This is a genomic window from Bradyrhizobium sp. NP1, assembly GCF_030378205.1.
Classification (GTDB): Bacteria; Pseudomonadota; Alphaproteobacteria; order Rhizobiales; family Xanthobacteraceae; genus Bradyrhizobium.
Window position 1 is genome coordinate 193,902 of record NZ_CP127385.1, and the last position, 13,206, is coordinate 207,107.

At 66.5% G+C, this 13,206-nt stretch carries 15 protein-coding genes; 6 read left to right on the forward strand and 9 right to left on the reverse strand.

The genetic code is table 11. From position 1 onward, the window contains the following. The first annotated feature begins 131 nt into the window (after window positions 1–131). Window positions 132–2,381, forward strand: a complete 2,250-nt coding sequence (locus QOU61_RS00915) for a PAS domain-containing hybrid sensor histidine kinase/response regulator (protein WP_289656281.1) — start codon at window positions 132–134, stop codon at window positions 2,379–2,381. Window positions 2,382–2,520: 139 nt separating this feature from the next. Continuing rightward, window positions 2,521–3,153 carry a histidine phosphatase family protein gene (locus tag QOU61_RS00920; RefSeq protein ID WP_289656282.1) on the forward strand — a complete coding sequence of 211 codons (633 nt, stop codon included), beginning with the start codon at window positions 2,521–2,523 and terminating at the stop codon, window positions 3,151–3,153. A gap of 21 nt (window positions 3,154–3,174) precedes the next feature. On the opposite strand, the gene coaA is transcribed toward QOU61_RS00920, so the two are convergent. The 7 genes from coaA to hisB all read right to left on the reverse strand — a co-directional run bounded on the left by coaA (window position 3,175) and on the right by hisB (window position 7,898). Beyond that, complete coding sequence (coaA, locus tag QOU61_RS00925) at window positions 3,175–4,131, reverse strand: type I pantothenate kinase (RefSeq protein WP_289656283.1); 957 nt, start codon at window positions 4,129–4,131, stop codon at window positions 3,175–3,177. A 58-nt stretch (window positions 4,132–4,189) separates the two neighbouring features. Next, entirely contained in the window at window positions 4,190–4,519 is a 330-nt protein-coding gene (locus QOU61_RS00930; RefSeq protein ID WP_289656284.1) for a phosphoribosyl-ATP diphosphatase, read from the reverse strand. 71 nt (window positions 4,520–4,590) lie between these two features. After that, window positions 4,591–5,367 carry an imidazole glycerol phosphate synthase subunit HisF gene (gene hisF, locus QOU61_RS00935; protein ID WP_289656285.1) on the reverse strand — a complete coding sequence of 259 codons (777 nt, stop codon included), beginning with the start codon at window positions 5,365–5,367 and terminating at the stop codon, window positions 4,591–4,593. Between the two features lie 10 nt (window positions 5,368–5,377). Beyond that, on the reverse strand, window positions 5,378–6,112 hold the full coding sequence (hisA, locus tag QOU61_RS00940) for a 1-(5-phosphoribosyl)-5-[(5-phosphoribosylamino)methylideneamino]imidazole-4-carboxamide isomerase (RefSeq protein ID WP_289656286.1): 735 nt from the start codon (window positions 6,110–6,112) through the stop codon (window positions 5,378–5,380). After that, a complete protein-coding gene (hisH, locus tag QOU61_RS00945; RefSeq protein WP_289656287.1) occupies window positions 6,109–6,759 on the reverse strand; it encodes an imidazole glycerol phosphate synthase subunit HisH in 651 nt (216 codons plus the stop codon). Before hisH ends, hisA begins: the two co-directional genes overlap by 4 nt. Next, window positions 6,756–7,283 (reverse strand): DUF2628 domain-containing protein, encoded by a 528-nt coding sequence (locus QOU61_RS00950; RefSeq protein WP_289656288.1) that lies wholly within the window; start codon window positions 7,281–7,283, stop codon window positions 6,756–6,758. The genes hisH and QOU61_RS00950 overlap by 4 nt, the downstream gene beginning before the upstream one ends. A gap of 21 nt (window positions 7,284–7,304) precedes the next feature. Continuing rightward, window positions 7,305–7,898: an imidazoleglycerol-phosphate dehydratase HisB gene (hisB, locus tag QOU61_RS00955; RefSeq protein WP_289656289.1), complete on the reverse strand. Its 594-nt coding sequence runs from the start codon at window positions 7,896–7,898 to the stop codon at window positions 7,305–7,307. 188 nt (window positions 7,899–8,086) lie between these two features. On the opposite strand from hisB, the gene hslV reads away from it, so the two are divergent. The 4 genes from hslV to hslU are packed head-to-tail and all read left to right on the forward strand — an operon-like array spanning window position 8,087 to window position 11,085. Then, window positions 8,087–8,644: an ATP-dependent protease subunit HslV gene (gene hslV, locus QOU61_RS00960; protein ID WP_289656290.1), complete on the forward strand. Its 558-nt coding sequence runs from the start codon at window positions 8,087–8,089 to the stop codon at window positions 8,642–8,644. A 5-nt stretch (window positions 8,645–8,649) separates the two neighbouring features. After that, window positions 8,650–9,135 (forward strand): GNAT family N-acetyltransferase, encoded by a 486-nt coding sequence (locus tag QOU61_RS00965; protein ID WP_289656291.1) that lies wholly within the window; start codon window positions 8,650–8,652, stop codon window positions 9,133–9,135. A gap of 23 nt (window positions 9,136–9,158) precedes the next feature. Further along, window positions 9,159–9,734, forward strand: coding sequence for a DUF2585 domain-containing protein (locus QOU61_RS00970; RefSeq protein ID WP_289662143.1), 576 nt, complete (start codon window positions 9,159–9,161; stop codon window positions 9,732–9,734). A gap of 49 nt (window positions 9,735–9,783) precedes the next feature. After that, the gene (hslU, locus tag QOU61_RS00975; RefSeq protein WP_289656292.1) at window positions 9,784–11,085 is read left to right on the forward strand and encodes an ATP-dependent protease ATPase subunit HslU; all 1,302 of its coding nucleotides are present in this window, start codon (window positions 9,784–9,786) and stop codon (window positions 11,083–11,085) included. 24 nt (window positions 11,086–11,109) lie between these two features. On the opposite strand, the gene QOU61_RS00980 is transcribed toward hslU, so the two are convergent. Both QOU61_RS00980 and mltA read right to left on the reverse strand, forming a co-directional pair. Further along, entirely contained in the window at window positions 11,110–11,682 is a 573-nt protein-coding gene (locus tag QOU61_RS00980; protein ID WP_289656293.1) for a Smr/MutS family protein, read from the reverse strand. After that, a complete protein-coding gene (gene mltA, locus QOU61_RS00985; RefSeq protein WP_289656294.1) occupies window positions 11,682–13,166 on the reverse strand; it encodes a murein transglycosylase A in 1,485 nt (494 codons plus the stop codon). Before mltA ends, QOU61_RS00980 begins: the two co-directional genes overlap by 1 nt. Window positions 13,167–13,206 lie beyond the last annotated feature (40 nt).

The window sequence follows — 13,206 nt, forward strand, 5'->3', positions numbered from 1 at the left end:
ACCGTTCATCAACCCTGTTCGCAGCGGTTGCGCGAAACAGGACAGGCTTCAAGCACTTCGCAAGATCGGCCGCGCATCGTCGTCGCGGCCAGCGAACCGCAAACAGAAAAACAATCCCGAGGTAATCAGCGATGAATCGCCTGTTCCGGGTCAAACGACGCTTGCGCCGCTTCGCACGACGCCATCCCTCGATCGCCTTCGCCGTCCGCTGCCTGGCCGTCTTCTCCGCCGTGTTCGGCAGCGCCGCCGGTTTCGTCATCGGCGCCCGCGACAGCCAGTCCGGCTACAACCCGCAGGCCTTTGCGTTTGGCGTGAGCTTCCTGTTTGCGATCGCCTGTGTCGCGATCGCCGTCATGAGCATGCGGCTGCGCTGGGTCGGCCGGCGCTTGCGAAAGCTCGCAGCTCACAACGAGGCGCTGGTCGACCGCAACTGGGAACTGAAGGAAGCCGAGGAGCGCGCGCGCAGCCTGTTCGAATCGCAGGGCGATCTGATCGTGCTGCGCGACGAAGCGGGCGACATCACCTTCGTCAACGACGCCTATTGCGAGCTCGCCGACCGACCGCGCAGCGCGCTGATCGGCACGCGCTTCACCTTCAAGCTGCTGGAGCAGGGCGACGCTGCGCTCGAGCCGAACGGCACCCGCGTCCACGACCAGCGAATCGAGACCGCGCTCGGGCCGCGCTGGATCGCCTGGCGCGAGGGCCTGGTGCGGTCCGACGCCGGCCAGCCGGCGGAGCTGCGATGCGTCGGGCGCGACGTCACCGACCGCACCGAGGCCGAGCACGCGCTGAGCGACGCGCGGGACCAGGCCGATGCCGCAAACCGCGCCAAGTCGCGCTTCCTCGCGATGACCAGCCACGAGATCCGCACCCCGCTCAACGGCATCATCGGCATGAGCTCGCTGCTGCTCGATACCGCGCTGACCGCCGAGCAGACCACCTATGCCAAGGCGGTGAAGACATCGGGCGAGGCGCTGCTGTCGCTGATCGAGGAGCTGCTCGACTATTCCAAGATCGAGGCCGGCAAGATCGACCTGGAGCACCGCCCGTTCGCGCTGGCCGGGCTGATCGAGGAGATCACCGAGCTGCTCGCGCCGCGCGCGCAGGCCCGCCAGATCGAGATCGCGTCCTATGTCGACGAGCGGCTGCCGGCGCAGGTGATCGGCGACGCGGCGCGGCTGCGCCAGGTGCTGCTCAACCTCGCGGGCAACGCCATCAAGTTCACGGCAACCGGCGGCGTGGCGCTGATCGTCGAGCCCGGCATCTGGCCGAACGAGATCAGCTTCCTGGTGCGCGACACCGGCATCGGCATCGCGCCCGAAGCGCAGGCGCGCATCTTCCGCGAGTTCGAGCAGGCGGACGAGCGGATCGGCCGCAACTATGGCGGCACCGGCCTTGGCTTGAGCATTTCCGAACGCATCGTCAAGCGGATGGGCGGCCGCATCACGCTTGAGAGCAAGCCGGGCGAAGGCTCGACCTTCGAGGTTGCGATTCCGCTTGCAGCTTCGGACGCGGGTGGCGATGCAAAACTCTTCGCCGCCCCCGATCTGGGCGGCCGGTCGATCATGCTGGTCGCGCCGCAGAGCATCGAGGCGTCGCTGGTCGCGCGGCGGCTGCAGCGCTGGGGAGGCCAGACCTGCGTGGTTTCCGATGCCGCCGTGGCGCTGGCGCTCTTGCCCGAGCGCGACTGGCACGCCGTGCTGATCGACCGCGCGCTGGGCGCGGCCGAAGTCGACGCACTCGGCGCCGCGGCCCGCGCCCACGCCGCCCAGCGCATCGTCATGCTGACGCCCGCGACGCGGCACGAGCTGCCAACGTCGGCCGCCTTCACCGGCTATCTGATCAAGCCGCTCCGAGCCGCCTCGCTCGCAGCACGGCTCGCGGCAACACCGGATGTTGCCGCACCCAGCCTCGCGAGCGAGCTGCCGCCCGAGCCGGCCGAGCCCAAACAGGCATCGGCGGCCGAGCTGAATCAGGGGTTGTCGGTGCTGGTCGCCGAGGACAACGAGATCAACGCGCTGTTGATGCGCTCGCTGCTCACCAAGCTCGGGCATCAGGCCGTGATCACGACCGACGGCGAGATGGCGCTGGAATCCTGGCTCGCGGCGAAATCCGCCGGCAGCCCCTACGACCTGATCCTGATGGACGTGCAGATGCCCAAGCTCGACGGCATCGAGACCGCCAAGCGTCTCCGCGCCGCGGAGGCCGGCCAGGCCGGCCGGCGCACGCCGATCCTGGCGCTGACGGCAAACACCCTGATCGAAGACCGCTATGCCTGTTTCGAGGCCGGCATGGACGGCTTCCTGATCAAGCCGCTCGATCGGGAGAAGCTCGTCGAAGCGCTCGCCGGCCTTGCCGCCGCGCGGCACCTTGCGGCCTGAGCCGATAGATCGTCGTTTCCGTCCTGGCGAGGAGCCCAACCCAGACGGCATCTCACGTTGAAATCGACGACCCCGCGAGACACTATCGCGCAGTGGGATCCAATCCTGGCGTGCGAGCCATTTCATTGGGAGAAGAGAGATGAGAGCGCTCTGCCTCGCTTGTGCGGCCGTCCTCCTTCTTGCCAGCGGCGTTCAGGCCGCCGGGGCCGATCCACGAGAACTCTTTTCGTCGCTGGAGCAAGGAGGGTACGTCCTTGTGTTTCGTCATGTCGCGACCGACGACAGCCAGAAGGATGTCTATCCCTTCAGATTCGACGACATGACGGCGCAGCGCCAGTTGAGCGACAAAGGTCGAGAGATGGCCCGCCAGATGGGAGCTGCGATCAAGAAACTCGAAATCCCCATCGGCGAGGTCTACACCAGCAGGCTCAATCGGGCGATCGAGACCGGCAAGCTGCTCTCGGGTCAGGATGTGAAACCCGTCGATGCCCTGACCGACAGCAGCGCCGCGAGCACCTCGGGGATGGCCAACCCTTCCGGGGCGAACGCAAAAGCCGGAGCCGCGCTGCGCCAGCTCGTCGATACGGCGCCCCGCCCCGGCACGAACACGCTGATCATCACTCACAAGACGAACATGGCCGATGCCTTCGGCAAGCAGGCGGGCGACGTGCAGGAGGGCGAAGCCTTCGTCTACAAATCCGCCGGGTCAGGACCTTCGACGTTTGCCGCACGCATCAAGGCGGAAGACTGGCCCACGCAAGCCGCCAATTGAAGGATAGCGGGCGGCTGTAGCCTACAGCCGGCGCAGCGCAACCGTCTCCACCACATGGTCGGCGCCCTTCTTCAGGATCAGCGTCGCACGCGGCCGCGTCGGCAGGATGTTGTCCTCGAGATTGGCGCGGTTGGTGCGCTCCCAGATCGCTATCGCGGTCGCGGTCGCTTCTTCATCTGACAGCAACGCATAGCGATGGAAATAGGAGCGCGGATCGTGGAAAGCCGTGTCCCGCAGCGCCAGGAAGCGTCTCACATACCACTCCCGCAATACCGGCTCTTCGGCATCGATGTAGACCGAGAAATCGAAGAAGTCCGATACCACCGGCACCGCCTTGCCGTCGCGCGGCAAGCGCCCGGTCTGCAGCACGTTGACGCCCTCGACCACGAGGATGTCCGGCTGGTTGATCTCGACCCACTGGTTCGGAACGATGTCGTAGGTCAGATGCGAATAGACCGGCGCGCGCACCGGACGGCGGCCGGACTTGATGTCGCTGAGGAAGGCGAGCAGGCGTTGGGTGTCGTAGCTTTCCGGAAAGCCCTTTTTCTGCATCAGTCCCTGCCGCTCCAGCACGGCATTGGGGGACAGGAAGCCGTCGGTGGTGATCAGCTCGACCTTCGGCCGCGGCGACCAGCGGGCCAGCAGGGCCTGCAGCACGCGCGCGGTGGTCGACTTGCCGACCGCGACCGAGCCTGCGACCCCGATGATGTAGGGCATCTTGCGGTCGCGAATCCCCAGGAACTGGCGCTGCGCATAATAGAGCCGTTGCATGGCGTCGACATAGATCGACAACAGCCGCGACAGCGGCAGATAGATGTCCTCGACCTCCTTCAAGTCGAGGCGATCATGCATCGAACGCAACCGATCGAACTCGCCGGGCTCCAGCGTCATCGGCGTGTCGTCGCGCAGCCGGGACCACTGCTCGCGCGAAAAGAGCCGGTAGGGATTATATTGCTGATCTGCGGCCTGGATATCCATGAGGCATTCCCCTAGGCCATCTCATCGTGGCGCATGATCATAGCTCCCTCGCCCGCGATCACACCTGGTCGCGCTTGCGCGACGCCTTCTCTTCCAGTCCGGACATGCCCGTGCGCTGCGCCAGCACCGCCTCGACCTCCTCGAGCCGGATGCCGCGCGCCTTCAACAGCACCAGCAGGTGAAACAGGAGATCGGCGGTCTCGGCGACAAGATGGTCGCGACTGTTCTCGACCGCGGCGATCACGGTTTCCACCGCCTCCTCGCCGAGCTTCTTTGCGCAATGCTCGGCGCCCTTGTCGAGCAACTTGCGGGTATACGACCCCTCTCCGCCCGACGCCGCGCGGGCGTCGATGATGGAAGCAAGATCATGGATCGTGAAACGCGACATTGACACTACTCGACAGGGCGGCGACACGGCCCACCGCACCGCCGATGTAGCATTTTTGTGACCCTGAGTCGTCAAGGATCGAGCCGCATCGGCAGACCGGCCCGCGCCATGTGGTCCTTGGCTTGTCGTATGGTAAATTCGCCGAAATGGAAGATCGAGGCGGCCAGCACGGCGGTGGCGTGGCCCTCCCGAATGCCGTCCACCAGGTGGTCCAGATTGCCGACCCCGCCGGAGGCGATGACGGGGACCCGGACGCTGTCCGCGACCGCCCGGGTCAGCGGCAGGTCGAAGCCCTGCCGGGTGCCGTCGCGGTCCATCGAGGTCAACAGGATTTCGCCGGCGCCAAGCGCGACCACCTCCTGGGCATATTCGATGGCGTCGATCCCGGTCGGCTTGCGGCCGCCATGGGTGAAGATCTCCCAGCGCTCCGAGCCGCCGGCACGGGTCACGCGCTTGGCGTCGATCGCGACCACGATGCACTGATCGCCGAATTTTTCGGCACCTTCCTTGACGAACTCGCGGCGGCTGACCGCCGCGGAGTTGATCGACACCTTGTCGGCGCCGGAGCGCAGCAGGGTGCGGATATCGTCGATGGTGCGCACGCCGCCGCCGACCGTGAGCGGCATGAAGCAGGCTTCCGCGGTGCGCCTGACGACGTCGAGCATGGTGCCGCGGTTCTCATGGGTCGCGGTGATGTCGAGGAAGCAGAGCTCGTCGGCGCCGGCGGCGTCATAGGCGATCGCGGCTTCCACGGGATCGCCGGCATCGCGCAGGTCGACGAAATTGACGCCCTTGACGACCCTGCCGTCCTTGACGTCGAGGCAGGGAATGACGCGCACCTTGAACATTCGATATCTCCTAGGCGCGGGCTTCGCGGATCAGCGCCAGTGCGGCCTTCGGATCGAGCCGGCCGTCATAGAGCGCACGGCCGGCGATCGCGCCGGCGAGCTTTTGCGCCCGCGGCGCCAGCAGCGCCTTGACGTCCTCGATCGAGGCGAGCCCGCCGGAGGCGATCACCGGAATGGAAATGCGCTCGGCAAGCGCAATGGTCGCGTCCAGATTGAGCCCCTTGAGCAGGCCGTCGCGCGCGATGTCGGTGAAAATGATGGCGGCGACACCGGCGTCCTCGAAACGCTGGGCGATCTCCAGCGCGGTGACCTGCGAGGTCTCGGCCCAGCCTTCGACCGCGACCTTGCCGTCGCGCGCGTCGAGGCCGACCGCGACGCGGCCCGGGAATTTCCTGGCCGCGTCCTTGACGAGCGCGGGATCGCGCACCGCCGCGGTGCCGATGATCACCCGCGCGACGCCCTTGGCGAGCCAGGCCTCGACGGTTGCGAGATCGCGGATGCCGCCGCCGAGCTGCAGCGGCATCGTGACCGCCTTGAGCATCGCCTCCACGGCGTTCGCGTTCATCGGCTTGCCGGCAAACGCGCCGTCGAGATCGACCACGTGCAGATATTCGAAACCCTGCGCGGCGAACGCGCTCGCCTGCGCGGCGGGATCGAGGTTGAACACGGTGGCGCGCGCCATGTCGCCCTGTTCAAGGCGGACGCACTGGCCGTTCTTCAGGTCGATCGCGGGAAAGAGGATCACGGCTTCCACTTCAGGAAGTTGGAGATCAGGGCGAGGCCGAAGCGCTGGCTCTTTTCCGGGTGAAACTGGGTGCCGATCGCGGTGTCCCTGGCGACGATCGCCGTCACCGGGCCGCCGTAGTCGGCGCGCGCCAGCACGTCCGCAGGGCTTGCGGCTTCCAGATGATAGGAGTGCACGAAATAGGCGTGGCGGCCCTTGGGCCCCAACGGCAGGCGTTCCAGCACCGGATGCTCGGCGAGCAGGTCGAGCGTATTCCAGCCCATATGCGGGATCTTCAGGCTTTCGTCGCGCGGGGTGATCTTCACGACGTCGCCGGGGACCCAGTTGAGCCCGTCGGTCGTGACATGCTCCTTGCCGCGGGTCGCCATCAGCTGCATGCCGACACAGATGCCGAAGAACGGCCTAGCCTTCACCCGCACGGCCTCGGTCAGCGCTTCGACCATGCCGTTGAGCGCATCGAGCCCCTTGCGGCAATCGGCGAAGGCGCCGACCCCCGGCAGAACGATACGGTCGGCACGATAGACCGCCTCGGGATCGCGGGTGACCACGATCTTCTGTGGCTCCTCCAGGCTGCGCGCGGCGCGCTCAAACGCCTTTGCCGCCGAGTGCAGATTGCCCGAGCCGTAATCGACGATGGCAACCGTCATCGCGTGCCCCCCGGTTCGGGGAACAGGCCGATGATCCCGCCTTGCGGCAGCGGCGGCGGCTTGGAGAACGGCTGGCCTGGAACTTGGCGGGTCGGTGGCGGCGCGCCGCGGTCGACCGACAACGGATCGTTGCCGGGGGGCCGCTGCTTGGTCCAGCGATCGAAGAACTTCCGCTCGGCCGCCTCCTCGTCGTCGGCCACGACGATATCGAGCTGTCGCCAGTTGCGCCGCGACAGGGTCCAGCGCTGCAGGCTCGCCGCCTCGAATCCCATCAGGAGAGCGACAACCAGTTCGGCCAGGAAGATCGCCGCCGTCCCGGCGCCGAGTTTGGCCAGCACGAGCTCAATCGCGATGACGGCGATGACCCAGCCGACCAGCGCAAGCCAGAGCCGGTTCCAGATCAGCCACAGCGGTCCGAGCAGCATGGCCCAGAAATGGAAACCGTCGCGGACGAACATGAACCGGTCCGTGGCGCGGAAATCGACGCCGTTCGCCCTCGGGGCATGTACGGTATACACCGGCATTATGTCTCTCCGAACAAGAGATCAGCCGCCGAGCTGACCCTTGGTAGACGGCACTTCGCCCGCGGCGCGCGGATCGACCGCGACCGCCGCGCGCAGCGCCCTTGCCAGACCCTTGAAGCAGGACTCGGCGATATGATGGCTGTTCTCGCCATATAGGGTCTCGACGTGCAAAGTCACCCCGGCATTCATCGCAAAGGCGTTGAACCATTCGCGCACCAGCTCGGTGTCGAACTGCCCGACCTTGTCGCGCGGGAAGTCGACCTTGAACACCAGCACCGGGCGGCCTGAAATATCGATCACGACCCGCGACAGCGTCTCGTCCATCGGCATGTGGACCGAGGCATAGCGGGTGATGCCTGCCATGGTGCCGAGCGCCTGCTTGACCGCCTGCCCAAGCGCAATGCCGACATCCTCCGTGGTGTGGTGGTGGTCGACATGCAGGTCGCCATTGGCCTTGACCGCGATATCGATGCGGGAATGCCGGGCGAGCAGGTCCAGCATGTGATCGAAGAAGCCGATCCCGGTCGCAACGCTGGCCGCGCCCGTCCCATCGAGGTTCACCGTGACCTCGATGTCGGTCTCCTTGGTCTTGCGCTTGATGGTGGCACTGCGCATGGAAATCGCCTTCTTTAATCGACCTTTGGCCGAAAACGCGGCCCTTTTAACAGGCCGGGGTTGCCTTCGCTACTGCGGGATGGCCGTTTGGGGGTCGAACTTCCAGCTATGGTGAGCGGATTTGGCGCGAACAAGCGAGATTGTAACCAGCCGTCCCAAGGCCTAAATCAGACCGCAACGAGGTATCCATGCAGCCTTCATCCAGCGACCCGTCGGTCTGGCACGGCACCACCATCCTGACCGTCCGCAAGGGCGGCAAGGTCGTGATCGGCGGCGACGGCCAGGTTTCGATCGGCCAGACCGTGATCAAGTCCAATGCCAAAAAGGTGCGCAAGCTCGGCAAGGGCGACGTGATCGGCGGTTTTGCCGGCGCCACCGCCGACGCCTTCACGCTGTTCGAGCGGCTGGAAAGCAAGCTCGAGCAGTATCCGGGCCAATTGACCCGTGCCGCGGTCGAGCTTGCCAAGGACTGGCGCACCGACCGCTACCTGCGCCGGCTGGAGGCGATGATGATCGTTGCCGACAAGGACGTCTCGCTGGTGCTGACCGGCACCGGCGATGTGCTGGAGCCGGAGGCCGGCGTGATGGCGATCGGTTCCGGCGGGAACTATGCGCTGGCGGCAGCCCGCGCGCTTGTTGACACCGACAAGGACGCGGAAACGATCGTCCGCCGTTCGCTCGACATCGCCGCCGACATCTGCGTCTACACCAACCGCAATGTGACCATCGAGACGCTCGGCGGCTGACCCGGATGCCGCCGGCCTATCGCGTCCGCCCGATGACACAGATCGACCTGCCTGCCATCCGCGACTGGCTCGCGACGCCTCACGTCAGGGAGTGGTGGGGCGATCCGGACGAGCAATATGTGCTCGTCAGCGGCGACCTCGAAGAGCCGGCGATGGACCAGTATATCGTCTCGCTCGGAAACGACGCCTTCGGCTACCTGCAATGCTATGCGCTGACCGCCTGGAATACGGGTTTCGGCGAACAGCCCGCAGGCACGCGGGGCATCGACCTCTTCATCGGCGATCCCTCGATGATCGGGCGTGGTCATGGCTCGGTGCTGATCCGCGCTTTTACCGATGCGCGCCTCGAGGACGGCGTGCCTCGGATCGTCACAGATCCCGATCCCGCCAACAAGCGCGCCATTCGTGCCTATGAGAAGGCTGGCTTCGTCGCCGACCGCACGGTCGATACGCCGGACGGCGTGGCGCTTCTGATGGTGCGCAATCCGTGAGCGGACAGCGCGAGAAGGAAGCGTTGGCGCCGCTCACCCCGGCGCATTGGGTCGTGATCGCGGCCGGCCTGCTCGTGCTGCAGGCCTCGATCCTGTTCGCGATGGGACGCCTGCCGATCTGCGCCTGCGGCTACGTGAAACTGTGGCACGGCGTGGTGCAGAGCTCGGAGAACTCCCAGCACATTACAGATTGGTACACCTTCTCCCATGTCATTCACGGTTTCCTGTTCTATGCGGCGACGTGGCTGCTGTTTCCGCGCCTCTCCTGGCCGGGCCGCCTGATCATCGCGATGCTGGTCGAAGGCGGCTGGGAGATCCTGGAGAATTCGAACTGGATCATCGAGCGCTATCGTAGTGCCACGATGTCGCTGGACTATTTCGGCGATTCCATCATCAACTCGGTTTCCGATACGCTGGCGATGATCGCGGGCTTCCTGCTGGCCAGGACGCTGCCGGTCGCCGTGACGGTGCTGCTCGCGATTGCCTTCGAAATTGTCGTCGGCCTCCATATTCGCGACAACCTGACGCTCAATGTGATCATGCTGATCCATCCATTCGAGGCAATCCGGCAATGGCAGACAGGACCGCCCATCATTTGAACGCAAAATGCGGCTTGCCTCGACAACCCCGAAATCCTAGCTAAAGCCAATGACCGACTTCTCCCCCCGCGAAATCGTTTCCGAGCTCGATCGCTTCATCGTCGGCCAGGCCGATGCCAAGCGCGCGGTCTCGATCGCGCTACGCAACCGCTGGCGGCGGCTGCAGCTGTCCGGCCCGCTGCGCGAGGAAGTGCTGCCCAAGAACATCCTGATGATCGGGCCGACCGGCGTCGGCAAGACCGAGATCGCGCGGCGGCTCGCCAAGCTCGCAGCCGCGCCGTTCCTGAAAGTCGAGGCCACCAAGTTCACCGAGGTCGGCTATGTCGGCCGCGACGTCGAGCAGATCATCCGCGACCTCGTCGAGGTCGCGATCGTGCAGGTGCGCGAGCGCAAGCGCAAGGATGTGCGGGCCCGCGCCCAGCTCGCCGCCGAGGAACGCGTCCTCGACGCGCTGGTCGGAGCGAACGCGAGCGCGGCGACCCGGGATTCCTTCCGCAAGAAGCTGCGCGCCGGCGAGCTCAACGACAAGGAAATCGAGATCGAGACCCAGACCTCCAGCGGCATGCCGATGTTCGAGATCCCGGGCATGCCGGGCGCGCAGATGGGCGCGATCTCGATCGGCGACATCTTCGGCAAGCTCGGCGGCCGCACCAAGACGCGGCGGCTGACGGTTGTGGGCTCGCACGAGATCCTCGTCAACGAGGAATCCGACAAGCTGCTCGACAACGACCAGCTCGTGCTGGAGGCGATCGGGGCGGTGGAGAACAACGGCATCGTGTTCCTGGACGAGATCGACAAGATCTGCGTGCGCGAGAATCGCCTGGGCGGCGACGTCTCCCGCGAAGGCGTGCAGCGCGACCTGCTGCCGCTGATCGAGGGCACCACGGTCACGACCAAGCACGGCACGGTCAAGACCGACCACATCCTGTTCATCGCGTCCGGCGCCTTCCACATCGCAAAGCCGTCCGACCTGCTGCCGGAACTGCAGGGCCGCCTGCCGATCCGCGTCGAATTGCAGGCGCTGACGCGCGACGACATGCGGCGCATCCTCACCGAGCCCGAGGCCTCGCTGATCAAGCAATATATCGCGCTGATGCAGACCGAAGGCGTCACCCTCGACATCACCGACGACGCCATCGACGCGCTGGCCGACGTCGCGGTCGCCGTCAATTCAAGCGTCGAGAATATCGGCGCGCGGCGGCTGCAGACCGTGATGGAGCGCGTGCTCGACGAGATCTCGTTCCTGGCGCCCGACCGCAACGGCGAGACCATCAGGGTCGACGCCGACTACGTGCAGAAGCATGTCGGCGATCTCGCCAGGAACGCCGACCTCAGCCGGTTCATCCTGTAACGCGCGACCGGCTGGCCCGCTCGCCTAACCGCGCGAGCGCCTGACCCGAACGTAAAGCGCGCCCTCGCCGCCATGGCCGATATGCGCTTCGTCGAAGCCGACCACGAGCGCACGGAATTCCGGCAGGCTCAGCCATTGCGGCACCTGGCGCCGCAGCACGCCGCGCTCGCCGTCGGCCGTGCCCTTGCCGGTGATGACGAGCACGAAGGTGAGGCCGTCATGATGCGCGCGCTGCAGGAAGGCGTGGAGCGCGCGATGCGCGCGCATCTGGGTCATGCCATGCAGGTCAAGCCGCGCGTCGATCTCGGCGCGGCCGCGCGACAGTCTCGCGCGCTCGCGGCGGCCGATTGGCGCGAGTGGCGGCGCCGCCGGCTTCGGCGGCAGCGGCGCCTTGGCCGAGGCAATCGGTCGCGGCGTGGCGAGCGCCTTGGCCGCAATCGGCGAGGTTTCTGATGCCGCGGCCGGCTTCACAACCCGCGGGCTCTTGCGCAACGGCTTGACCTGGCGGGCGACGCTGTCCCAGAGCGCGCGCTCGTCCTCGCTCAGCGTACGCCGATGGCGTGGCGAAGGCGTCTCGTCCGATGGCACGCGTTTCATCAGCCGCGCCGCTCGGAGCGGTGGCGTGGACGCGGCTCGTCGCGAGCCGGCGCAAGGCTCGGCCGCGGCTCGGGCAGCGGTACGGCGGCCGCGGTGGGCGGCGCGCTCTGCGCGGTAGTCGTCGCAGGCTGCGCCGGCGCGGACGCCTTCTGGTCCTTGGCCGGCTCCTTGACCGGCTCCTTGGCGGGATCAGTCTGCGGAAACAGTTTTGCGATTTTCGCCGAGGGCCGGGGATCCGGCACCGGCAGCTTGCGGCCGCGTTCGGCGGGATCAAGGCTCTTCGGCACCAGCATGACAAAGCGCATGGTGTGGCGCAGCCGGCCGGAAACCTTGCCCGCATCCGCGCCCGCGCCGAAGTACAGGTCGGCGCGCGCCGGCCCCGTGATCGCCGAGCCCGTATCCTGCGCGATCATCAATCTTTGAAATGGCGTCTTCGACCGCTCCGATTCGATCGGCAGATCACCGGCGATGAAGAACGGCGTGCCGTAGACATGCAGCGACTTGTCGACCGCGATCGAGCGGCCCGGCGTCAGCGGCACGCCCTGCGCGCCGACCGCCTCGTCCTTGTCGGCAAGCGGCACGATCCGGAAAAACACGTAGGCGCGGTTCTGCCGCCGCAGATCCTTGGCGCCATCGGGATTCTGCTCCATCCATGCCCTGATCCGCTGCATCGACATCTCCTCTTTCGGGATGATGCCGCGATCGATCAGCACGCGGCCGACCGCCGTATAGGGGTAGCCGTTATGCGCGTCATAGTTGATGCGCAGCGTTGTGCCGTCCTGCAGGTGAATGCGCGCCGAGCCCTGGATCTGCGCGAACAGAAGGTCGGTCGGGTCCTTGAGCCAGCAGATCTCGAGCCCGCGGCCGGCGATGGCGCCGTCCTCGATCTCGGCCCGGTCGTAATAGGGCACGAGCTTGCGGCGGCCGATCTTGCGATAGACCGGGCCCTTGTTGGGCAGATCGGGCGCGTCCTGGGCGTAGCCACGCACGAACAGGTTGGAAGGACGGCGATAGACCGGCACGTTGAAGACATCGCTCTGGGTCCGCGATCCCTCCAGAACCGGCTCGTAATAGCCGGTCACGAAGCCCGCATCTTCCCCAAGCCGCGAGATCTGCAGCGGCACGAAATGCGTTTCGAAGAACGCGCGCGCCCGCGCCGGCTCCGTGATCTCGCCGGCGCGCGCCGCCTGGCATGGCTCGCGCAGCGACGCGCCGAGCGCCTTTGGCGCGGAGGCCGATGCGGCAGGCTGCGCCACGATCGGCCTGCAGCTCACGCGAAACGCCTTGAAGGCGGCGACGTGATCGTCGCTGCTCCAGCCGGGAACGTCGGCCCAGGCCAGCGGAATGTACTGGCTGCCGGCGACCTCGAGCGGAAGGGCAAGGGATGGATAGGGCAGATGGCGCGGGGCCGGTGCGGGTTCGGCCTGGCGTGCGTGATGCAGACGCCGCGCACCATAGGCGACGAGCGGAACGAGCGACAGCACAACCGCGATCGTGCAAAATGCCGCGGCATATCGTCCGAGG